This window comes from Paenibacillus sp. KS-LC4, assembly GCF_036894955.1.
Classification (GTDB): Bacteria; Bacillota; Bacilli; order Paenibacillales; family Paenibacillaceae; genus Pristimantibacillus.
Genome location: NZ_CP145905.1, coordinates 2,302,175 through 2,326,972, shown reverse-complemented (window position 1 = coordinate 2,326,972; position 24,798 = coordinate 2,302,175). Strand labels below are relative to the sequence as shown.

The 24,798-nt window shown below is 44.1% G+C and carries 16 protein-coding genes; 4 read left to right on the top strand and 12 right to left on the bottom strand.

The genetic code is table 11. The features are described 5' to 3' along the window. Window positions 1–3: 3 nt before the first annotated feature. Window positions 4–2,169: an HAD-IIIC family phosphatase gene (locus V5J77_RS09905; RefSeq protein ID WP_338556687.1), complete on the bottom strand. Its 2,166-nt coding sequence runs from the start codon at window positions 2,167–2,169 to the stop codon at window positions 4–6. Between the two features lie 289 nt (window positions 2,170–2,458). Here V5J77_RS09905 and V5J77_RS09900 point away from each other — a divergent pair, with 289 nt between their 5' ends. Continuing rightward, complete coding sequence (locus V5J77_RS09900; protein ID WP_338555611.1) at window positions 2,459–2,848, top strand: VOC family protein; 390 nt, start codon at window positions 2,459–2,461, stop codon at window positions 2,846–2,848. Between the two features lie 2 nt (window positions 2,849–2,850). Here the strand turns inward: V5J77_RS09900 and V5J77_RS09895 are convergent, their stop codons facing one another. The 5 genes from V5J77_RS09895 to V5J77_RS09875 form a co-directional block, all read right to left on the bottom strand. Then, entirely contained in the window at window positions 2,851–4,470 is a 1,620-nt protein-coding gene (locus tag V5J77_RS09895) for a hypothetical protein (protein WP_338555609.1), read from the bottom strand. Window positions 4,471–5,358: 888 nt separating this feature from the next. Continuing rightward, window positions 5,359–7,158 (bottom strand): beta-glucuronidase, encoded by a 1,800-nt coding sequence (uidA, locus tag V5J77_RS09890; protein WP_338555608.1) that lies wholly within the window; start codon window positions 7,156–7,158, stop codon window positions 5,359–5,361. A 69-nt stretch (window positions 7,159–7,227) separates the two neighbouring features. Beyond that, entirely contained in the window at window positions 7,228–8,583 is a 1,356-nt protein-coding gene (locus V5J77_RS09885; RefSeq protein ID WP_338555607.1) for an extracellular solute-binding protein, read from the bottom strand. A 27-nt stretch (window positions 8,584–8,610) separates the two neighbouring features. Then, window positions 8,611–9,441, bottom strand: coding sequence for a carbohydrate ABC transporter permease (locus tag V5J77_RS09880; RefSeq protein ID WP_338555606.1), 831 nt, complete (start codon window positions 9,439–9,441; stop codon window positions 8,611–8,613). Window positions 9,442–9,454: 13 nt separating this feature from the next. After that, the gene (locus tag V5J77_RS09875; RefSeq protein WP_338555605.1) at window positions 9,455–10,408 is read right to left on the bottom strand and encodes a sugar ABC transporter permease; all 954 of its coding nucleotides are present in this window, start codon (window positions 10,406–10,408) and stop codon (window positions 9,455–9,457) included. 189 nt (window positions 10,409–10,597) lie between these two features. Here V5J77_RS09875 and V5J77_RS09870 point away from each other — a divergent pair, with 189 nt between their 5' ends. Then, window positions 10,598–12,403, top strand: coding sequence for a histidine kinase (locus tag V5J77_RS09870; protein WP_338555604.1), 1,806 nt, complete (start codon window positions 10,598–10,600; stop codon window positions 12,401–12,403). Beyond that, window positions 12,396–14,000: a helix-turn-helix domain-containing protein gene (locus V5J77_RS09865; protein ID WP_338555603.1), complete on the top strand. Its 1,605-nt coding sequence runs from the start codon at window positions 12,396–12,398 to the stop codon at window positions 13,998–14,000. The genes V5J77_RS09870 and V5J77_RS09865 overlap by 8 nt, the downstream gene beginning before the upstream one ends. An 89-nt stretch (window positions 14,001–14,089) precedes the next feature. Here V5J77_RS09865 and V5J77_RS09860 read toward each other — a convergent pair whose 3' ends face one another. The 5 genes from V5J77_RS09860 to V5J77_RS09840 all read right to left on the bottom strand — a co-directional run bounded on the left by V5J77_RS09860 (window position 14,090) and on the right by V5J77_RS09840 (window position 21,184). Beyond that, entirely contained in the window at window positions 14,090–15,808 is a 1,719-nt protein-coding gene (locus V5J77_RS09860; RefSeq protein ID WP_338555602.1) for a helix-turn-helix domain-containing protein, read from the bottom strand. Window positions 15,809–15,810: 2 nt separating this feature from the next. Next, on the bottom strand, window positions 15,811–17,499 hold the full coding sequence (locus V5J77_RS09855; protein ID WP_338555601.1) for a histidine kinase: 1,689 nt from the start codon (window positions 17,497–17,499) through the stop codon (window positions 15,811–15,813). An 84-nt stretch (window positions 17,500–17,583) separates the two neighbouring features. Next, the gene (locus V5J77_RS09850) at window positions 17,584–18,462 is read right to left on the bottom strand and encodes a carbohydrate ABC transporter permease (protein ID WP_338555600.1); all 879 of its coding nucleotides are present in this window, start codon (window positions 18,460–18,462) and stop codon (window positions 17,584–17,586) included. Between the two features lie 11 nt (window positions 18,463–18,473). Continuing rightward, a complete protein-coding gene (locus tag V5J77_RS09845; protein ID WP_338555599.1) occupies window positions 18,474–19,376 on the bottom strand; it encodes an ABC transporter permease subunit in 903 nt (300 codons plus the stop codon). An 89-nt stretch (window positions 19,377–19,465) separates the two neighbouring features. Further along, window positions 19,466–21,184: an extracellular solute-binding protein gene (locus tag V5J77_RS09840; protein ID WP_338555598.1), complete on the bottom strand. Its 1,719-nt coding sequence runs from the start codon at window positions 21,182–21,184 to the stop codon at window positions 19,466–19,468. Between the two features lie 261 nt (window positions 21,185–21,445). Between V5J77_RS09840 and V5J77_RS09835 the strand changes: the two genes are divergently transcribed. Then, on the top strand, window positions 21,446–22,933 hold the full coding sequence (locus tag V5J77_RS09835; protein ID WP_338555597.1) for an alpha-L-arabinofuranosidase C-terminal domain-containing protein: 1,488 nt from the start codon (window positions 21,446–21,448) through the stop codon (window positions 22,931–22,933). Between the two features lie 889 nt (window positions 22,934–23,822). On the opposite strand, the gene V5J77_RS09830 is transcribed toward V5J77_RS09835, so the two are convergent. Beyond that, window positions 23,823–24,635: a hypothetical protein gene (locus V5J77_RS09830; RefSeq protein ID WP_338555596.1), complete on the bottom strand. Its 813-nt coding sequence runs from the start codon at window positions 24,633–24,635 to the stop codon at window positions 23,823–23,825. Between the last annotated feature and the right edge of the window lie 163 nt (window positions 24,636–24,798).

Below are 24,798 nucleotides of genomic sequence, written 5' to 3'. Positions count from 1 at the left end.
GCCTCACTCGCTCTCTTCCCGAAGCAGCTGCTCGATTTCTTCTTCCGTCAGGTTTTCCAAGGCCGCTAATTGTTCCGCAATCGAGTCCTCATCGAAGCTGCTGAGCAGGCTGGTTTCGACGGCCTCGGCGAGTCCTGCAATGGTAAGCGATCCTTCGAACAGTACCGTCATTGGCAAATCCACTTCGAATTCCTCTCGAATTCTGGACAAGATCTGAATCGCTTTAATGGATTCGCCGCCCACCTCAAACAAATTATCCATTACTCCAATTTGCTCAATGACTAAAACCTCTTCCCAAATGTTCAATATTTTTTTCTCGAATTCATTCCTTGGAGCTACATACTCCGCCCGCTCGCCAGTTATGCCTTGCGAGGCCGCCTCCACTTTGGCGTGTATGCTTCTCGACGTATTCAAATGCCTGCCAATATCGTCCAGCATCTCTAAAATGATCGGATCAGCACCGCTTGCCGTCTGCTGCGCGGCTATATGAACTTCCTCACGTATGCGGCCGGCTTGCTCCAGGTAGGCCGTAAAGTCTATTGCTTTCGCAAACGCAGCCGTGAACGAATATGCTTTATTTTCAGCCGAAGCTGCTGCGCTTTGTGCTCCGATTAAGTCTAAAAACTGCGCGGCAGGCTCGTTCTTGGCGGTTGGAACAAAAACAACGTCCACTTGGCCCAGACCTTTGGCCGAAGCCAATTCGCCCATTTTCGCAAGCATGGTATACTCGATTCCTTTGCCTAAAGCTCTGCAGCTAAGCAGGAAGCTGTCCACGATAAGCTTTGAACCCTGCTCGCGGCATACAACCAAGCCTACTATTCCATAATCTCCAAATCTATCACTGGCAGCTACGGTAAAGCAGCTCATATTGTCCTCGTTGCCGATCCTTTTAAGCTCCGCTTCCGAGTACCTAATCGTAGTAAAGTTAAATTGATTCACCCTTTGAGTCAATTGAGCCGCTCTTGCCAGCTCTGCATCACCTAGCGGAGAAATGCTGACGTTCAGCTCCAGTCCGCTAATAAAAGCTTCGTAGGACAGCATTTCCTGCTGGAACTTATTCCGCTCCGTATTTTGCTTAACCAATGCTGTACGACTCGCATCTGCCGCAGTCGTATTTATACGATCAAATGCCCAAATATTGCTTAAGTAAAGCGGGATGTCCTCGTCTTTTTCAGGCAAGCATAACGTCAAAACTTGAGGACAGCGGGCTTTAACCTCCATGCATTCGACGGGGCTGTCGTCAATAAAGATGAAGCTGTCGAGACCCAGATTCAGCTCTCTAGCTAATGCTTCCAAATTATCTGATTTGCGCTCCCAGTTGACTCTGGAGGCCGCGATATGCTCGGGCTTGATCAACATGTCGGGACGCTTCAGCGCCTCAATGATATCGCTTTCATTATTTTTGCTGCAAAAACATAGGAGCATCCCTAAGCGCTGCTGCTCCAGCATAAACGCCTGCAGCTGCTTTCTGTAGGAGTCCACTTCGATTCCATCCACTCCATCCTCGCCGCAAATACCCTTCCACAGCGTCTGGTCACAATCCAACACAATGACTTTATAAGGCAAGCTTGTGGCCGAATAGATTTTTCTGGCAATGACCGTACCGAGCGCATCAAAAAAGATCTGTTTGTACGGAATATGGCCCATTTTATCCGAATGGAAATCATAGTAATCCGCTACGGGGTATAGCTCCAGAATGTCAGAAGAAGCAACGGGTACAACCCCGGTCAGCCCCTGAAGTCCTTGATATAATCGGTTCTCTATCTCTATATAATCGCTAGTCGTTTCGGTGCTCCATTCCATTAGTGGCGAAGGAGGGCAAATGCATACGATATGAATGGCTGATGTCGCTTCTACAGATGCTTTCACAGCATTCAGCAGATCAACGATGTTTCGGTCGACTTTGGTTTGCAATAAAGCATCTTTCCTGATCTCCGTTTCCAAACCATCCTCAACCCTAAACCAATCATCAAAACGAATGAGTATGACGTTGATCCCATTGTTTTGGCGCATTGCGCTGTAAGGATCGAGCAGTTGCTTGAACACCTGATTCTCATATTGAATAGCAGCGTTTATCCCTAGCTTCTCCAACCAAAATACTAGGGACCTTCTGACTGGTTCTGCTGTAAACGTTGCCGAAAATACGAGATTTAAATCACGACTGGTCATATTCACGAAACTTCTCCCCTTGCATGGAATAATATAGCATTTTTACAGCCTTCTCTAGCTTTAAGCCGCTACATCTGGAAGTTTATAATTTTTTACAACAAAGCCATTTTTATCGTAGACGATTGTCGAATCGTTGTCAACGAATTCCCTTTTCTTGTCGATGATGTCAATTATCTTGTTTATTTGACGCTAGAGGATTATATTATATTTGTGAAGTGGGCTATGAGACCCATAAGTCTTTGGTATAGGGATGAATATGGAAAATAAACGAAAGTAGGAGTGGAAGCATATGAAGGTGCATCATGTAGGCTACGTCGTAGAGGATATAGATAGGGCATTGCAGGAGTTTATTGCCCTTGGATACGAAGTGGAGGGTGAAAAATGTCAGGATGAGCACCGGAATATAGTCATTCAATTTATTAAAAACGGTACCTATCTAGTGGAGCTGGTCTGTCCGCTTAATGACCAGTCCCCGGTTAAAAATCTGTTAAAAAAAGCTGGAAGCACACCCTATCATTTCTGCTATGAAACGTCGAACCTGTCGGAGAAGACCGATCAACTGAAGAAGCTTGGCTATATAGTCATAGCCGAGGCTTTGGAGGCTCCGGCTATCAGCAATAAGAAGGTCGTTTTTTTGTACAAAAATAATATGGGCATTATAGAATTGGTCGAGCAATAAGCTCAGATCGTTACCTTGTACAGCTGGGGGGACTTCCATGTCTTGATGGTGCCATCCAAAGCTTGCATATTGGCATGAAAAAATCCTTTCCCATCAATGAAAGCGGGAACATATTGCTGCTTTGCCTCAATTGCAGCATGCAGAGCAAGAAGGGCAAGCGGTTCGGCTGCATCAAAGCTCGCATACTTGCAGTTGCTTGCCGGCAGAAAATAGCCGAAATGAAATTTTTTGCTGACGATATTATCGCCTATTGTTCTAGCCATTTCCAAGTACTCTGCATGTCCGAATTTCGAATACACATCAAGCATCGCATAAAGCGCTCTTGCATCGTCGCATGGCGCCCTGAAATCCAGAGCAGCACCCACGCCAGGCTCGCGGCCGATGTCCCCAAGTCCATTCCCCTTGGCGATGCTTCTTGCTGCTTCCCATAGGCTTTCGTCGCCCGTTTGTATAAACGTCCTTACATAAGAAAGCAAAAATTTGCTAGTAGCGGGAAACTGGCTAATGAGGGTGCCTTTATCTCCATAATAGCCGTCCCGTTTAAGGACGTATCCCGATAAATCCGTACTGTCGGTAAGCATCGGCTTAAACGTATTCTGTTCCGCAAGGTAGCCGTATTTCAAAAAAGCGCCGAGCCCTTGCCTTGACCATTGAGCCAGCTCCTTTACAGCATCCCCAATCGTGCTTACAAGCTGGAGCTGCATCAATGTATTTTCATAGTAGACGGTAGTGGCCTGCGCTTCCAGCAGCATTTTGCCTTCCAAAGCTGCGTCTCCAAACTCGGGACCGAATTGCCGCCCAGCCCTGTCCCCGAAGCGGGAATGCGTATTGCTGTCGTCATTTGTAGCATACACTTTTCTCGCTTGATTGAATTGATAGGCACCTAAGCCTGTATCCACATTTCTCGCCTTGTTATATTGGCGGGCAAGCCTCTTCAGCCAGAGCAGAGCTCCCTTCTCGCCCGCCAGCTTGTACAGCATCCCTGCCGCATAGATTAGATCATTTCCCGCGTTCAGAAAAGACAGCCCGCTTACCTCTGCAAACGGCTCGGCATCCCGAAATTCGTGTGCCCACAGCCTGCTGCTTTTCAAGCCGAAGCTGCCGTGTCTGCTAATTTCGAGGGTGCTCCAGTTGAATACATGTGCATTCCATAACGCTCTAATGTAGCGGATGGTAGCTGCTGGATCAACCTCGTACATGAGCTCATAATACGGAAAATGGTTTTTCAGCTCATGCACCATTCCGTTTTTTTCCTCCGCTCCGGCAACTTTCAGCGTTTTCAAATCAATCAGGCGATGCCCGCCCCATTGCAGCAGGCCGCACGGGCTTTGAAGCTGATCAAAGTGAAATTTAATCGCTAATTTAGCAGCCGTTTCATACTGCGCATCGCCTGTAAGCCTCGACAGCCCAACAAAGGTGCGAAAAAGATTTTGCTGGCTCGCCAAATTGGACATCACCACCTCGCGCCCTCCGGGAAATCGCCAGGTGACAGGCTCCTTTGTCCTGACGTCAATTCCGTCTGCAAGCAACGGGCTAGCCTCCCATCCGCTGCGGCCCCTTCCCTCCTTAAGCACATGGTCTGCAAATGCTATGACCGCGTTCAATCGCTGCTGATCCCTCATACTCTTTTCCACCCATACACACCATCCTCTTGGATTTCGGTATAAAAGTTTCGATCTCCACTATAAATCTCTCTATGGTTAAAAACAGCTTTTTTGAAGGTTCATAGCTAATATACCACACTTTATCCATAATCTGTTACCATATAGAGAGTTCTGTTTCTTACCCTCTTCCTTAACAGTTTTAGCTTTGCAGCAATCGGTTTAGCAGACAGTTTAGGTGGATTCAAAGGAATCTATTTTAGAGGTTTATATGCTCCTCCTGTCTACTATGTTTGGGCACGTTCATAAGATCTTTGAAGCTTGGAGGTATTAAAATGAGCATCTGGCTTGTATACATTAATTTATTTATAGCTGTTGTTCTTGTGGGATTAGGTGTCTTCAAATTAATTACAGATACCTCACAAAAGAAAACATCTATTATCCTGATAATAGCAGGAACTATCGGTATTATAAGTTCTATTACGCAAATTCTAATTCGACCTTAAACATTTTTCGAATTAACTAAATGTTTTTATATTAATAGTGTTCCTGAAAATATCATATTTTTCGTTTGTAAATTTCATTTTTCAATACTTACCAAAAAGAGACGTGCAATTTCCCCTTGAATTTGGGTTGAATACAATTGCCTTGTACACATGTCACAACAATCGCTTCCCTCGCCGCCACACGACAAAAAGCCTCCGCGCATCGACCCTATCGGTGCGCGGAGACTCACGAACAAACAAGATATGGACCCTTACCTTTCTTCTAAATGCCATATGTCAAGGCAAGCTTGGCGAACACATTTTCGAGAGTAAAGCAAACATCCACAAAATGATAGATGCAGCTTAACCATATATAGGGTGTGATGAATCATCAAAGTATTAAAAATTAGGACTGGAAAACGGGCTAACCCTTATAATAATAGTCTGGAATGGCTTCCCAGCGTTTCTTCAGCTCGTGTGCTGCTAATTTTGGCTTGCGGTCACGCGTAAATACCCCTTTTTTATTGCCTTGAACGCGGAAGATGCCCTGACTGGTGTTGAAATCGGCAAAGTTCCATACATGCTCGCCGACAAAATGGCTGCACTCGTCGAACATCTCATGATTCGCCCGTAAAAATTCGGTCTGAAATTCCTCGGTAAACATGACGGGATCAACATCATGGAAGCCTGCGATCGTATCCGCGCCATATTCCGTCATAATGATTGGCTTCTCTGGGCAACGCTCCATCCAGCCTTGGAGCTCCTTGCGAAGTCTCGATTTTGCAATAGCCCATTCCCCGCCTTCAACGTACCAGCCGTAATACCGATTCAAGCAGAGAACATCTACCAGATCCGATACCTTGCAATGCTCCGGGCTCCCTTCCTGAAGCGTTACCACTGTGACGGGACGTCCTTGCGGGTCACATTCCTTCGCATAGCGAATTAGCGGCTCGAAGTACTCGCGCGCGCCTTCCTCAGAAGTCGCCGGCTCATTGGCGATAGACCACATCACAACGCATGCATGATTCTTATCTCTCGCAATTAGCTCGCGAATGGCTTCCCGATGCGCTTCATAGGTTCTCAGCTCTTTCCACGTTTCCCGTCGCTTTCCACCCGTCAGCGTTGGAATAAAATTCAAATGCAGACCGACGGCAGCCACCTCGTCGATCACGACGAAGCCTTCCCTGTCAGCCAGTCTCATAATTTCTTCCGAATAAGGATAATGGGATGTACGGAACGAGTTGGCACCCATCCACTTCATTAAACGAAAGTCCATGACATTGGCCGCCTCGTTAATGCCACGTCCATGAATCGGCGAATCCTCGTGCTTGCCGAAGCCCTTGAAGTAGAACGGCTTGCCATTGATCAGGAATTTGCCGCCCGCCACTTCGACAGTTCGGATGCCGAAGGGCTGATCATACTCATCAATGCTTTCTCCTCCTTGAACCAGCTCCACCTTTAACGTGTACAAATAAGCATTCATAGGCTCCCAAAGCTTAGCCTCCGCCAGCAGGAAGCTCCCTTGTGCTCCTTCTCCTTGGGCAACGATGCTTCCCGCTTCATCCAGAATGCTGATACGCACGTCGGACTCTCCGGTGCTGTCAACCTTGCAGCTCACTTCCGCGGAGCCGTCAGCCTTGACGCTAGATGTAATCTGTACATCTTGTATAAAGCTGTAAGGCGTCGTGTAAATTTTCACAGGACGATGCAGTCCCGCATAGTTAAAGAAATCGAAATTGGGATTATTTCGAGCGACCTTGCCCACCCCTTCAATCTCGCGCTCCATGAAATGTCCCACGGGCAGCGTCGATTCGTCCAAAATATTATTGACGGCGACAGTAAGCCTATTTTTATGCGGCAGCAGATGACTGTTAAGTTCGACCTCGAACGGTGTAAAGCCGCCTGTGTGCTCTACGGCCAGCGTTCCATTCACATACACCTTCGCTTCATGAGTGGCCGAGCTGAACCGAAGCACGATTCGCTGCGAGGCCAGCGTCTTCGGAATAATGATTTCCCGCTCGTACCAAACCCATCCTACATGATTTCGGATATCGGCGTTAACGCCGATATCGTTATAAGAAGACGGAACAGCCATTGCAATCGTGTCGCTTAGCGGCTGCATGTGCCAGCCTTCCCGTAAACCGACTCCGGGATCTGTTTTGAAATTCCAAATGCCGGACAAGTCGATAACGCTGCGAGAAGACGTATTAATAGGGTATAGCATCCTTATCACTCCTCATAATGGATAATAAATGTGCAGCGCGAATAACGATCCGCGCTGCACATCATTTTTTTACTGCTTGGAATCAATAATTTTCTGAATCTTTTCTTCGGCATTGCGAATCGTCGTATCGATATCGACGCCGGATAACATCATTTTATCAAATTCCTCCAGGAATACCTTCTCTAATTCTGCATGGTAAGGAACAGCGACAGCTGGGGTAGTCTGCTTCGTGTTTTCGAGAACATACATTAAGGATTCCTTATCAATGTTTTCAGGCGTTTTCGTGCCCGCAATGATGCTGTCTACAACCTTGTTCAGATCGGCTTTTTTCCATGAAGGGAAGTTTTTGCCTTGCAGCACGATTCCTTCCGTTGTGAACCAGCGGATAAAGGTGTAAGCCGCATCCTTATGCTTGGACTTGCTGTATATGCCCAATACGTCGCCGCTGACGTTGCCTGTGATCGGATCTCCTGCATTCATCGTCGGAAGTGGTGCGAACACGGTTTTGAACGTTGCAGGTACTTGCTCCGTTCCCCCGGCTTCCGGCACCAAAAATGATGCCATCGTAATCATGCTCGTATCTTGGTTAAAGTATTGAGGGCGGTAATTCAGCTTTTGGCTTACAATTTCCGAATATGGCGTCGCAGAGCCTTCTCGTTCCCCTTGAAGACGAACCTCCAATGACTTCCTGATTCCCGGTGTATCAATGTTTGCTTTCAAGCCATCGTCCGTCGTGAGATTGGCTCCGGTAGACGATTGCCCCATATTCTGAATGAAATAACCGAATTGAATCCAGCTGTGGAAATAGGTGCCGTATTGCGTTTTGCCGTTTGCCGTCGTCGTCATTGCCTTGGCATACTCCATATACTGATCCCAGGTCCAATTCTTCGGGAGCTGCAGTCCCGCTTCCTTGAGCCGGCTCTCATTGATGAAAACCATAGGTGTAGCAAGCTTGCCTGGCAAGCCATAGGTGACATCCTTGATGCGTGTGTCCGAGGAATACTCGTCCATTAGAGAGAAGCCTTCCTTCTCGATATACGTATCCACTGGCTCCAATAGGCCTAGCTCGGCGCGCTGGCTGAGAAATGACATATTGCTAAACATAATAACATCCAGATCATCGCCAGAGGCCGCAGCTAAATCCAGCTTTTTATAATATTCATTCGAGTTATTGTCCTCTGCGGAGTTGAATTCCACCTTGATCTCTGGATGCTTCTTCTCGAACTCCTCGATTACGATATCCCAATTATCAGCTTTCTTTGGGTACCAAGTATGCAATTTAATGGTGGTGACTGCCCCGTCTGAAGAGTTCTTGCCTCCCGTCTCCGCCGCCGTATTATTGCCGCCTGCCGTTGAGCATGCTGATGCTGCAAGCGCAACCAAAACTGAAGCGGCAGTCACTTGAATCCATTTTTTCTTTAACATTGAAATTCCCCCTTGAATAATCGTTATCTATCCTTTGACACTTCCTGAGGCCACGCCTTCAATAACTTGTTTCTGGCCTACAATGAAGATGATCAACAGTGGTAAGATCGCAGAGACGGCACCCGCCATCATAAGCGAATAAAACTCTCCATTAAAATCGGCAAACTTCCGAATTCCCAGCTGAAGCGTGAACAAGGCTTCAGAGCGCAGGAAAATGAGAGGATTCTGATAATCGTTCCATGTCCAAATGAATCGCAAAATCATATAAGTCGCGAGCGCAGGCTTAACTAACGGCAGCCCGATTCGGAAGAAAATAATCCAGTGATTCGCGCCGTCGATTCGCGCAGATTCGATAATCTCATTATGGACGCTCATAAAAAACTGGCGCAGCAAAAACGTGCCTAATACTCCCGATGCCGCAAGCAGCACAAGACCGAAATGGCTATCGAACAGGCCAAGCCAGCGAAACATCATAAACTGCGGCACAAGGATGGCCTGAGACGGAATCATGTAAGTAGCGAGCACTAAGATAAACATAGCTTCCCGGCCTTTGAAGATCACCTTGGAAAATCCATAAGCGGCCATAGCCGAAATGATTAATGACAGGGCAGTAGCCATTAGTGTCACTTTAATGCTGTTTAAGTAATAAAGCGTGAAAGGAACAGCACCCGACCAGACCTGTGTGTAATTTTCTATCATATACCATGTTTTTGGAATCCATTGTATGGGATAGGTCATGACATCAAGTTCAGGCTTGAACGAGGCCGATAACATCCAAATGAATGGGAGGATAAAAAATATCCCGACGATTCCCATTAGAGCCGTGATGATCAGACGGCTCACGCTGACGGATTGCATATGTGTATTCCCCCTAGTAATTTACCCATTTCTTCTGACCTATCCATTGAATTAGCGTCACGAATAAGATCAGGAGCAGCAGCACGATACCCATCGCAGACGCATAACCGGATTGCAGGTTAACAAACGCCGCTTCGTAAAGGTAATAAACGATAACCGAGGTAGAGCCGGCAGGGCCGCCGCTAGTCAACACCATAATGAGATCGAACACCTTGAACGAGCCAACCACTCCTGTTATGAGCAAAAAGAACGTTGTCGGAGTAAGCATAGGCAAGGTAATCGTGAAAAACTGCCTCAGAGGAGAAGCGCCATCTACATCGGCCGCCTCGTAAATATCCTTCGGTATCCCCTGCAAGCCTGCCAAATAAATGACCATATTAAAACCAAGCGAAGTCCACACCATAATAATCATGACGGCAATCAGCGCGAATTGCGGGTCCGCCAGCCAAAGCGGCGGATTCTCAATGCCTATCGCTCGCAAAAATCCGTTAATCGGTCCGCTGTTGGGATGAAATAATACTCGCCATAATAAAGCGATTGCGACGAAGCTTGAAATAAAAGGCATAAAGTAGATAACTTTGAAGAAATCTTTAAAGTAGGTCGCTGTGTTAATCAAAGCCGCAAGCACCAGCGCGAAAAACATCGATACGGGCACGACCGCAATCATAATGACATTGTTCCGAAGCGCACGATGGAACCCTTCATCATGCAGCAATTTGTCATAATTCTCAAAGCCGATAAAGTTTAGCCCATCAAGCCCTGCGATGAAGTTCCACTCGGTAAAACTGATTAGCCCTGACAAAATGATCGGAATTACGACCAGCGTCATAGTCAATACCAACATGGGCGAAATAAATAAATAACCATTAAGCATGTCGTAAAACCCTTGCTTGCGGATTCGGAGTGTCTTGCCTGTTTTTGCCCCCTGATCCAAACCACTTCTCTTTGTCTGCTCCAAATTTGCCACCTCACTGTCCTCTCTGTCTTCCTCATTATAGGTGGCGCGTTCCAGGCAAACATGCAACGATTTTTTCTAAAACAAAAAAGTTTTGCGATATTTTTTCCTTCATTGCAAAAAATGTTGAATGAATCGTTCATCCGCATGCTGTAGTATTGCTTTATAAAGAAGAATGGCAACGAGGGGTGACACAATATCATGCGTGTTATATTAAAGCTAAAGCATTTATCCTTGCGGCAAAAGCTAATTCTGACATCGATTGCCTGTCTGGTATTGCCTACGGTAGCTATGCTGTATATTAGCAGCTACTACTCTAAGTTAATTATTCGAGAGCATACCCTTGAGAAAGCAACGCAATCTCTTGCCATTGTGCAATCTCAAGCCAATGCCATTATGGAGGAGCTTGTGTCCATCTCAAACTTCGTCCAATTCGATCCCGAGATTAAAACCTTGCTGGAGGAAGCCCGGGATCATCCAAGTGCGGCCAGACAGCTAACGACACGGTTAGAGCAAATTGCGGGAGAGAAGCCGGATTTACGGCTAACTTTGCTGACAAGGGATGGCCGTGCTTATTCCGATTATTCCTTTTATGATTTCGAGCCTCAGCAATTTGCGCAGCAAGACTGGTTTGGCAGAGCATCCCGACTGACGGCCTACGAGACGTTGTTTTTGGGTGGATTGCGGAACTACTTGCCGCCGCTGAATCATGATCAAGGCTATGTTTATTTGACCGCTCGGGCATTAACGGAGGCTATTAATCAAGCCCCCTTTGCCTATCTAATTGTCAGTCGAACGGAAGATTCCATTCGGGATCTGTTCGCTGATCTGGAAGAGGATGTTTACCTGCTGAGTGACGAGAATATCATTTTATCCAATCGGAACGCTGACATCATAGGACAGTCCTTCGACACGATTATGAACGAGGAGGCAAGCTCTTCACCAAGCTTTATTCAGCTGCGTGGAGAAAATCAAATTCATCTTTCGCTTCCACTGCGTTATGCGGACTGGAGACTCGTCAGCTTGGCGCCTTATGAGCAGCTTACCGGTAAATTAAATACCTTCTATCAGCCTGCCTTATTGCTCCAATCGTTGTTTGCCGTTTTTTTCTTATTTGCTTTGACCTATCTATTGGGTAGATTCACGAAACCGGTTCGATTGCTGGGCGAGGCCGTAAAGAAGGTAGAAGCAGGGGATTTGCACTATCGCTCCAATATTCGCGGCCGTGACGAAATTGGGCGTTTGGGACGCTCCTTCGACACGATGCTGGATCGGATTCAGCAGATGCTCCAGCAGGTAGAGATCGAGCAACAATTAAAGAGGCAAGCGGAAATGGCGATGCTGCAGGCGCAAGTACATCCGCACTTTTTGTTCAATATCCTAAGCTCCATACGCTTGAAGCTATTAATGAAGCATGATGAAGACACCGCCCATGTTGTCGGCTCCTTAGCCTCACTGCTGCGGGCAAGCTTAATGAGGCAAAATGAATTCGTAACGCTGTATGCCGAGATCGAAACGACGATGCAGTATATTGATTTAATGAAATATACGATGAGATTCCCGACGGAGTGTCACCTGGACATTCAGCCAGACCCGCTAACGATAACCGTACCTCGATTTATTTTGCAGCCCATTATCGAAAATGCTTATAAGCATGGATTTACGCAGAGCGGTGGTATCATTACGATTAAGGTAGCGACAGATGCCCATATGCTGCGTATTACAATCGAAGACAATGGTCTAGGCATGACACCGGAAACGCTTCGGCATTTGAAAAGTCGCTTCAATGTTCAAAAACGGGACGTCATTGAGCAAATGATTGCGGAGGAACGAGCAGTCGCCTCGGGAATCGGATTATTTAATGTGTACAGCCGTTTGAAGCTCTTATACAGTGACCAGTTTGAGATGGACATTGATAGCGTGTATGGCAAACGAACAACCATCGTTTTACTCTTTCCTGCTGCTGAGCCAGCTGAATCTGTAGAGGTAGGTGAACACCATGTTTAAAGTCATTATTGCAGACGACCATTACCCGGTGCTGGATTATTTAAGTCATATCATACCTTGGACCAAGCTTGGCTTTGAGCTTTCCGCACTCTGCTCCAACGGAGGTGAAGCATGGGAAGCCTGTCAAAACCAACAACCCGATATTCTCATAACGGATATTGGCATGCCCGTGATGGACGGTCTTGCTCTCATCGAGAAGGCGCGCGAAGCGAATCCTCGTTTGAAAACGATTATTTTATCCTGTCATGAGGATTTTCAATATGCCCAAAGAGCTGTTAAGCTTAACGTCAATGATTATATCTTAAAGGAAAGCCTTCGCATGGAGCATGTCGTTACGGTTTTGGAGCAGCTTGCATGCACGTTAGCTGAAGAGAAGCAGGCTGAGATCAGCCGTCTCCAGTTGCAAAACGTCGTGCAGCAAAATTTATCCGTCATTCATACCCGATTCATTCGCAAGCTGCTGGAGCAGCCCATATGGAACGAAGCGGAGTGGAATGACGAGGCCGAGCGAATGGGCATTCATCTCCGTGATGGCATGCCCTACCTGCCTGTTGCGGTACTGCCGGAGCGCTCATTCGAGCTTGAAAGTCGGTTTGGCGGAGCCATGAATATGCAATTCGTCATCGACAACGCCTTGCAGGAAGTCGTTCAATACGAAGGTGTTATTTTGCTTGTACCGAACGAACGCCAATACTTCCTGCTGTTTCCTTTCCCGACCACACTAAAACGCAATCTTCATGAGGATATCCGAACGGAGCTAAAGCGTGTTCAACAATTAGTGCACCGACACCTCGGAATTGGGATATCCTTCTATCGCGGTGATGTAGCTCAAGATTTCCAACAATTGAAGAAGCAATTACAGGACTTAATGAATGTGAAGCTGTTCCGATTCTATGCAGGAGAGCTCGTCTATGCAGAGCTGCAGCCGCTCCAAACGACGAAGGAGGATTTGTTTCTGCATTATGCCAAGGCCTTTCAGGAGCTGAAGGACAGTATGCTTGGGGGAGAAAAGGCGCTCATTTCAGCTACGGTCACGCGATGGGGAGCCTTCATTCAAGATGGGGTATATCCGGTCGAATCTGTGAAAAGCTGGGTACTAAAAATGGCATTGGAGCTTGAGCTCAAATATACGGTAATGCAAAACTTCGTGATCAACTTCAATAGTGAGCAGCAGCAGCAGCAAATTGCTTCTATTGAAACGCTGAAGCATCTATTGGAATGGCTGCAAATTTTTCTCGAAGAGAAGGCTGCCGATATTCAGATGCTGCGCGACCATACGGTACGGAGGGAGATCGCTGAAGCCCAACGCTACATTCAAACCCATATCGGGGAGAAAATCGCCATGGATGAAATGGCCCATCGGTTGAATTTGAATCCTTCGCATTTCAGCCGTATTTTCAAGCAGGAAACCGGGGAAACCTTCGTCGAATTTGTCACGCGGACGAAGATGGAGAAGGCAAAGGAGCTATTGAATCAATCCGACATGACCGTGGTCGAAATCGCGGAGCAGCTAGGCTATGAGCATACCAGCTACTTTATTAAGCTGTTCCGCAACGCCTCCGGCATGTCTCCCAACGAATATCGCAAATCTATGTGAGCACGCTTGCTGGCCAGCGAAGGGCAGCAAGCGTGCTATTATGAAAAAAAGCCCCTTCATAGGGGCAATCACCGAGCTGATTTTGACATTTACGGCATTCGTAAAATATACTTTTCTCTGTATTCCTGTGGCGAATGTCCGGTTGCTTTTTTAAAAAAGCGGGTAAAGGATGTAGCTGATTCATACCCTACACGCCGGGCAATATCGCTTATTTTAATATTTTCACTCTTGAGCAGTTCCTTTGCTTGAATTAACCGAGTGGAATCAATAAACTCCGTCAGATTTCTCCCCGTCTCCTGTTTGTAGATGCGTGACAAATACGATGGATTCAGATGCACTTGTTCCGCCAATCTGACCAGTGACAAATCCTCGTCTAAATGATTTCTAATAAATCCCTTTAAGTATTCGATCATATTGTCTGCCCGCTTCTTCTGATCCACCTTTTGCATATTAAAAAGCACAGAAGATAATTCCGTCAAATACAACGCCGCAGCGTTCCACGTATCGAAAAAATCAATTCGCATCAGCTGTGTTTGTCCCATTTGACTGGCTACCTTCATATTCAGCCCCCATCTGTTTATATATGACATCAGATAAAGAGCTACGGTGTAATAGACCTCCTGTGCATTGACGTTGTTTTTACTGCGAATGCCTCTTAAAGGAACCAGCAGCTGCTCCAGAGCTTCAAAATACTTCTCCTTATTCCCCGACTCCAGATGCTGCTCGATAACCGAAAGATTTTTTAGCTTGAGCGCTGTTACCAGCTTCTCTCCTTCATCGAATTCTTCTTCATAAGTCTCAACCGGGTCAGCCTCATTGCTCCTATCATCATTGATCTCACTGTCAACTAAAAGAATCGTATTCTCAATGCCTATCCGATAGTTTAGCAAATGGTGCAGCGAGTGATACTGACTGGACACAGAATCCCACCAGCTTGCTTTACTGCCGACAGTAAAGCTGACAGGCATACCGATGTTCTCCTGACAAGCTGACTGTATAACCTCCAATATGCCTTTAAGGAACGAAACCGTTTTATTGAAATAATGCTCAATCATATCCGCATTTGCCGGAAAGGTGATGGATAATGATTCTTTAGGCTGGACAAAAATGACAAACCGATGATTTTCATCTAAAACAATGGCAATGTTCACATGCGTAGACAAATACCTTTGAATAATTTGACGAACAGAATAGATCTGCTGCATTTGCTGCATGTAGTCGCTGACCTCAGGCCACTTATCAATTTTGCCTAATACTAAAGTGACGGGCCATTGCACATTAATCGGAATGGATAGCTGTTCAAACTGCTCCTTGCTGATTTGTACCGTTTGATTCCCTTTTAGAATACATAGCAAATAATTTTCTTGAAACAAATCTAGCGCCATGTGGACTTGCTCTTTTGCATTTCGAATTAAATCTTCCGTCTTTATTTCTTTACGAATTTTTGCTACGGTTTCTTCTACAACCTGAATCACTTTATCAATGTCTTCCGCCTTAAGAATAAAGCTGACGTTCCGATGCTGAATGGCTTTGTATACGTATTCAAATTCACTGTGGCCGGTCAAAAAAATAACTTTGCATTGGGGCCAGCTTCGAAAAATTTCCTCCATTAGCTGCATGCCGTTTAAAACAGGCATATCAATATCGGTCAGTACAATATCAATTCTTGTTCGATTGAGCCACTCAATCGCTTCTTCTCCACTATAGGCCTTATAAACATCAAGGTCCAAATGAGTCATGCCGCGAAAAATTTCATAAAGATGATTCACAATCATTTCTTCATTGTCTACAATTAAGAGTCTGTACATGCTCAAACCCCCGCCTTCGGGTTAAGTCGCAACGTCACCTTTAAACCGCCCATAGAGCTTCGCTCTAGGCTCAATCCGTTTTCGTCGCCGTAAATCAACCGGATTCGTCTATGAATGTTAATTAGACCTGAGGTCTCAATATTGGTGTTATCGTAAAAAAGCTTATGCACGGATACCAGTGTTTCATCCGATAAATGAGCTCCATTATCTTCAACAATAATACGCAAGGCGCGATCATCGAGACGAAAGCTTATCGAAACGATTCCCTTGTCTTTCGTTTTTTCCACAGCATACTTAAATGCATTTTCAATGATTGGCTGAATAATCAGTCTAGGTACCTGTATATCCCTGACCGCATCCGGACAATCTTCGAAATGGATCGTCAGTCTGCTAGGAAAACGCATGAGCTGAATATCGGTATACGTTCGTGCATGCTCCACTTCCTGATATAAGGGCAAATAATCCGAAGCATTCCTTGTAACAAACTGGAAATAATCACCTAAAAGCTTCGTAAAAGCAATTAAATTTTCATCCCCTAACCTTGCCATCGTATTAATTAAAAACAAGCTGTTATAAAGAAGATGCGGGCTGATCTGAGACTGCAATTGCTTTAGCTCTGCCTTCTGATTGAGAATCTTCTGCTTGTATACCTGATCAATTAAGGCAGATACATTTTGAACCATAGAATTAAAGCCTTTGTATAAATAACCAAACTCGTTTTTTTTATTTACTGGAATATGCACGTTGAAGTTGCCGCTCTCTACTTGTCGAAAAGACCCCACGAGCTTTCTCATTGGCTTATGAATCAAATTATACGTGTATACGAAGTAGAGAACAATGATCATCAATCCCACGCCTGTAAATATCCATAACCATATATAAAAGCTCTGAACGGGGACAAAAATCAAATTTTGCGGAATATAACGCAGCAAAAGCATGTTCAGGTAGTTTGACTTCACGGAAACTACATAAATATTTTGCCCATTAATCTTGCTGTAGCCAATGTTTCCACTTTCAAGCTTAAGATCGTTTTCTGTAAGATCCTCCAGCAATACCGCATCATTATTTCCTTTTCCAGGTATGACCACATTGTGGGTCAGATCGATTAAGAAGGTGCCGCTATCGGCATACGTGCGGAACTGCCCTAATGCTTCTTGCAATGCGGTCGTATTGATCTCCACCTCAATCAAGTACATTTGGGAAATTCCCGCTTTTCCAGCGTGAAGAGTGGTCAAGTAGAGTTTGTCTTTATACTTCACCAGTTGTGCCCCCTTCTCCCCCTCCGGCACCCTGAGGTGCTCGAATTTATCCATATCAATAGGACTTACGGAGGTGGTGGAGGATATCGTTTTTTGAATAGAGAGAATATGCACACTTACGTTAGCGATATAGGAGCTGCTATTATGGATGGTAACCAGTCGCTGTTGCAGCTTTCTCATGCTTTCCACTGTGTCATATTCATTCATAATCGAATGGCGGATGGCCAGCTTAGCTAGATATTCATCGTTAAGACTATCGTATTGCAATATTTTTATACGTTCTACCTCATCTTCCAGACTTTCAAGATAAAACGATACTTGTGCAGTCGAGGAATTTATAATTTCATTCTTTACTGTGTTTAGGCTCCAATTATACATATAAATCCCCAGAAGGATGATAAGTAGGATCGCCATTAAAAATGTCGCAACCAACCTCGCGAATATACTGCCTCTGATATGAACCTCCTCCCTTATTTGTTTAAAGTTTATCCTGTTTATACGCTATTATCTTCCATACTACCCTTTAACACTTCCCAATACCATCCCTTTTACAAAAAATCGTTGAAGGAACGGGTATACGCAAATAATGGGCAGCGCCCCTAGAAAAATTTGGGCAGAGCGCATCGTTTTATCCGATATGCTTGCCATTAGCTTCGCTTCCTCAGGTGTCATCGTGCTGAAGGAGCGTTGAACTACAATCGTCTGAATGTAGCTTTGCACGGGATAATTGCTGGGGTTATTCATATAAATTAATCCATCAAACCAGCTGTTCCAGTGGCCGACAAGTGAAAACAACAAAATTGTCGCTAAGGCAGGCAAGGAAACCGGAACATAAATGCGCCATAGCGTTATCCAATGTCCAGCGCCGTCCATATAGGCTGACTCGCTTAATTCCTTCGGAATCATCCGGAAAAAATTCAATAGCAGAATAACGCTAAATACGGGTACTGCGGTCGGCAGAACGAGCGCCCAAATGGTATCCATCAACCCAAGCTGTCTGATGACCATATAGGTAGGAATTAGACCCGCGCCAAATATCATAGTAATGAAGAAGCTCCATGAGTAAAAGCTGCGAAAGCGGAATTCGCCATTTTCCTTAGAGAGCGGATAGGCTACCATTATGGTGAGCAAGAGATTAATAGCGCCTCCAAAAAGGATACGCTGCAAAGATATAATCATGGATTTCCAGAAGGCTGCCCGCTGCGCCACAAATTCGTAGGAGGCTAATGTAAAATCCTTGGGCCACAAAGTTACCTTACCAGTTGCCGCAACGGCGCTAGAGCTGAAGGAAACGGCCAATATGTGAATCATCGGAATCAAACAGAGCAATGCAACTAACGCGAGAAAGCAATAATTAAATATAGCAAACCAGTCGTTCTTCTTGTGTACAGGCATAATAGCTCCCCCTAGAAAATCCTATAATCCGCAACCTTATAGGCGATGAAATATGACACAGATACGAGTATAAGGGCTACAACAGACTTAAATAATCCCACCGCTGTAGCTATACCGAATTGGGCATCCAATAAACCGATGCGATATACAAAGGTATCAAGAATATCTCCACTTTCGTATACCATTGGGCTGTACATATTGAAAATCTGATCAAAGCCGGCATTCAGCAAATTGCCTAAATTAAGAACCATTAGTAAAACGATTACCATCTTCATACCCGGAAGCGTCACATTCAGGGTCTGTTTCCAACGATTAGCTCCGTCGATCTGTGCCGCTTCATATAAATCCGGGTTAATGCCTGTAATCGCCGCCAGATAGATGATCGTACCATAACCAAACTCCTTCCATGAATCAGACAATATCATAGTTATAGGAAACCATTTGTTATCTCCAAGGAAAAAGATAGGTTCAAAGCCAAACAGCTGAATGACTTTATTCACCAATCCATCAGTAGGCGATAAAATTTCTATAAAGATGCCGCCTAATACAACCCATGATAAAAAGTGGGGCAAATAAATAGCCGTCTGAACTCCTCTTTTCATACCGGCATGCTTGACTTCGTTTAACAGAATCGCAATCACAATAGGTACAAAAAGTCCCAAAATAATTTTCATGACCGCAATGTAAAATGTATTCCACATAATGCTGCTGAAATTGGGCAGTTCCAATACGTACTGAAAATTGCTCAGTCCCACCCATTGCTGATCGCCAAACAAGCCTTTGGCTGGAATAAACTTCTGGAAAGCAATGATGATACCTCCAATAGGGAGATAGCTAAAGACAATTAAGAAAAGAAATCCCGGCAATATAATTAAATGCAGTGGTATTTCCCTTGTCCATCTTTTTCGTAACATACGATTCACCCTGTTTCTTTGCTAGGATTAGGAATAATAAGAGAAAGGACACTCTCTAAAAAGTCTAGCATCCTTTCTCTTTGTTGCGATTATTGTTTCACAGAAGCATACCATTCATTGACTTCTTTAGTCATATCGGCACCGCCAAGCTTATTCCAGTTCTCCACAAACTTGTCGAACTCGTCAATTGGGGCAGCCCCCATAATAAGCTTCACGAATACTTCCTTTTCCAAAGACTTCAGCGTGGACTGTTTTTCCGCCATCGTTTTGGTTGGCGAGCCTGCGAAGGACTCCAGCTTAAATTGATCGTTAGCTACGTAGTCAACGCTATGTCGATATACCCCGTTCTCGCCATATATTTTAGGCCAGCCCCATTGCGAGGTATCGCCATTTTCAAACGCCTTAATGTTGTTTTGAATAGATTTCGCTTCACCAGTCAGCTGATCCAGGGTTTGATTGGAGCGAGCTGCCGCAATCTCTTTAAATGCATTCAGATTTTTAAATGGCGGATACGGTTGAACCGGTGAATACTTCCACACCCCTACGCTGTCATTTGCAGCAGGCATATAGTAGTGATCAAAATCGCCTGTTTTCCCCCAGTTTAGCTCCATGTGGAGATTGAACATTTTGATCAATGCTTCCGGGTTCGAGAAACCTTTTCTCACAACCCAGAACTCGGAGGCTCCAAAATTCTGAGGTGAAAGAGCAGGCTTGCCATCTATGGAAACCAAGGCATATCCTTCCCAATTTGCTGTTGGATCGTTCTGATAGTTGCTAATCAGCGGATACATCGGGTTCCATTGCGCGCCGAACTCCATGCCAACCTTGCCAGCTGCAATCGTTTCCGCTACCTTGCCGCCATCCTTTACACCAAATTCCTTATCAATCTCGCCGTCCTTATACATTGTAGAGAGCGCTTTCAAAGCTTCCTTTACTTCTGGAAGCGTACTGCCCCATACTAAATTACCTGAACCATCCTCTATCCACATATTAGGGTAAGCATGGTATCCGGTGAAGAAGCCTTCTAATCCCATTGCACCGCCGTATAGATCTTTTGTCATAGCGAGACCATACGTATCATTTACATTATTTTTATCCGGATCTTGAGTTGTGAATGCTTTACTGATGGCTAAGACATCGTCCATTGTTTTAGGCGCTTCTATTCCCAAATTTTCAAGCCAGTCGGTGCGAAGCCATAGGAAAGTGCCATCGCCATAAACCTCTGCAGGACCCATTCCCATCATTTTCCCATCAATTAATGTAGCATTGAGTGCAGCAGGCCCTTGAACCGCGTATGACTCCTTCAGAAGATCGGAAGCATAAGCATCCCAATATGGTGTCAGATCCTCTATCATATCGGCATCGGCCAATTGCTTCATCTGAGAGCCCGTTACGCGAAGCATGTCAGGGATTTCGCCTGATGCCAATGTAACGTTAATTTTTTGAGTGTAGGCATCACCGCCTTTTACCGTCCAATCGTATTTAACATCAATCCCCAGCTTTTCCGAATACGCCTTAAGCCAGCGATTGTCCGCTACTGTCTCTCCCGGTGTTTTAGGAATGATGTTATCCTGCATATCATTATCCACATCACGGGCAAATCTTATTGTAAGCGCTTTATCATATTTCCCTAAAGGTTCCTTATCTCCTGAAACCTCTCCATTTGACTCACTTACTGCGTTGCTTCCTGCTGGACTGCTTGTCGATTTATTGCTCTCTGAATTGGCACTACATGCTGATAAAACTCCCGTTGACAGCAGCAAAAGACTTAAAATAGCAGCTGTTTTAGATAAATTACTACTTTTCACACTTATAGCCCCCTTTTAATAGTTAAGCATTCAGTAACAACTAAACTATATCTCCAAATTTATGAATTCGCTATTCTCAAGTTATGACATGCTTATCATTCGTCTACTTCATGAATGGCAATGCCCCTAACCATTTTCAACTATCTTATCATTTGTTTACAATCGCGCGATTATGCTGTTTTTAGTTTGCATTCAGCTAAATGAAAGCGCTATATTAAAAAATAAAAGCAACATCATCCTAGCAAATGGGAGAGGATATTCATGGTTCTATTGTTTATAAACGCAGGTCGAAAGTATTCCAAAATTAACAAAAACATATACGGTCACTTCTCAGAGCATTTAGGCCGTGGCATTTATAACGGCTTATATGTTGGTGAGAACAGTCCCATCGCCAATACCCGTGGAATACGTAACGATGTTGTAGAGGCATTGCGGCATATCCAGGTACCGGTATTACGCTGGCCAGGAGGATGCTTCGCCGAATATTATAATTGGAAAGACGGCGTTGGGACTGATCGCAAGCGTATGGTTAATGCCGGTTGGGGTGGTGTGGTAGAGGACAACTCCTTCGGTACCCATGAGTTTTTAGATCTTTGCGAGCAGCTTGGAGCATCTGCCTATATTGCCGCAAACGTTGGCTCTGGTACTCCACGGGAAGTCAGCGAATGGGTCGAATACATGACCTTCAGCGGTGAATCACCGATGGCTAACTGGCGACGCGAAAACGGTCGTGATCAGCCGTGGAAGGTCGAGTTCATGGGAATTGGCAACGAGAACTGGGCCTGCGGCGGGCATATGAGCCCGGAATATTATGCGGATGTATACAAACGCTTCGAAACATTCGTCCGCAATTATGACAGCAACAAGATTTTCAGAGTGGCTTGCGGTGCTGATGGAAACGATTATAAGTGGACGGAAACCTTGATGCGCCTTGCAGGGAAAAGGATGAACGGCCTATCGCTGCACTATTACACCATGCCTGCATATTACGAGACAGAACCATATCCGTGGGAGCGCAAAGGGCCTGCTGTGGGCTTTGACGAAGCTAGCTATTACCGAACACTGCGCCGGGCATTGTATATGGATGAGCTGATTCGCAGACATAAGTTTGTGATGGATCAATATGACCCCGAGTGTCAGGTGTCGATTATTTTGGACGAATGGGGAACTTGGCATGAGGCCGAGCCTGAAACCAATCCTGCTTTCCTTTTCCAGCAAAACACGATGCGTGATGCCATTGTCGCTGCAGTGTCGCTAAATATATTTAATACCCATAGTGATCGGGTGCATATGGCTAACCTTGCCCAAATGGTAAATGTTCTCCAATCGGTGATTTTAACAGAAGGGGAAGAAATGATACTGACTCCCACCTACCATGTATTCGATCTTTTTAAGGGGCATCAGGACTCAACACTTATTGAAAGCTATGTGCAGCAGGATTTGACTGGTACAGAGGAAGCTCAAGTGCCTGCACTGCATGTTAGCGCTTCTGAGCGAGCTGACGGCAAAATTCATATAACCGTCGTCAATTTATCCGTAGATGAGCCACAACAGACACAATTGCTGCTTAGTGGAAAAACGTTTTCTACTGCCGAAGCTCGTTACATCTCCGGCGATATGAACAGCCATAACCCATTTGGACAACCACCTCAGGTAGAGATTCAAACGATGCTCCCTATTGTCATAAAGGACAATAGCTTGTTTATTGATCTTCCCGCCTGTTGTGTTGCTGAAATTATCCTTGATTAACCTACAATAAAAAGCCTGAACCTTCACGGGTTCAGGCGGTGATTATATAATATTTTCAAGCGAAAAACACAATTTCAATAGACAGACGGCAACGAGAACACAAAATATGGTGGATCACAACTGTTGCAAAAATTAGGGGAGAAAAGCCTGATTTTAAAGGTAAGTTGTCTCACGATAAGTGAAATAAACTTGATTATTATTGGATAAATCAATAGGATGAATCAGAGAAGCTGAGAATTCCCTCTTATGACTTATACACATTTTATTCATGAATATTCATACAGCAAAATAAGCGAATGTATATTTATACATCAGTAAATTTGTATTTGCGTTATCTTCATAACTTACTTTCATTAAAATTACAACAGAAACAAACTTTAATGTAGATTGGTCAAAGAATACGTTCACAAAAAATCGCCCGTGGAATTACTAAAGAACAACTAGGTGAAAAAGTAGGAATTCCTCAATCGTATATTGGCTCAACTGAAAAAGGCCAAACTCACATACAACTTGATACTTTAGAAAGACCATTCATTACCTTGGATATAAACCCGAGCGATATATTATCAACCAACAAAATATCTATTAATGTTAATCGGCTAGAAAAAGAAAAGAGTCACTAAGAATTAACGTAAGGTTTTCCTCATAGCATGAGATAAATTAAAACAAAAACACCTGAGAGAACCCTTCATATTATAAAATGTGAAAGCATTCTCTCTGGTGTTTTTTCGTTGGCAACTAGTTGTACCTCTAAGAAGTGAAGAAGTAAGCATTAAAATTGAGACTGGCTTGAGTCTCTGCAAAAGAGATAATAGATATGCATGAGATTATGTTAATTATTACATCAATGGAGTCAAACTTTATTTTCAATATAGTTAGATTAACATGTTCAAATTAATTTCTCATAATGATAAAATATGTCCTTTTCCTTATCGTATACATATAAAATATCTTTCTTTTCTATCTCATTTACTTCGCAGAGTACAACACAATGGGTATCGAGACTATATAAAACCACAAGGCCTTTTTCTTTTAATACATCTTGATCATCTTTTTTTGGTATAAACATTTTATACAATAGCTTTTTCTTAGTAAGAATCAATAAATCTCTGGGTATTACTTCGAAATACATATGATAAATACCTAAAGGAACTACTATTAAAACCAACATGCTAACAATACTTTCCGAATAATTGATTGCCCTTATATCGAAATGCTCAGTAAAATAATAAATAGTTGCAAACAAATAAAGATAGAAAGTTACTATTCCATGTGCAGGTACTAACACCATAAATATTTTTTTTGTTTTAGTACTAATTGTAGTAAGCTTTCTTATAGAGAAAACAATCACCGTTACAAAAATGCAAAGAATCATAATAATCCATAAGGAAAGTATTCCTAAAGTAGTATAGCTCAGAATCGTGACTAGGATTGAATCCTTAGCCTGATTTGAATCGACACTACTTTCACTTGTCATATTCAGATATATAGAAACAATAAATAATCCAAAGTTAATAAGAAGCACAGTAACAATACGCATTAAACATTTTTGCCATAGATTATAGTCTTTTGTATGATGCAGTTCATCAAAACCTGTTCTCGTCAACGCACGAATATATGAACGAAGAACAGGTAAGCTAGTTAATATTGCAACGAAAATAACTGCTAAGGGCACTTCATTAAAATTTTGTAGGATTTGCATCTGTAAACTCCTCTTCATTTTTATATAATTGTATTTAAGCTCAAGGGGCGAAACTCCTGTACATAACTGGCACAGATATCCCGCTTAAGACAAGTGCTATAGATTGCCATAAATATTTTCTTTATTGTAATTACGAATTAACATATTGCTTTATACTGCCTCT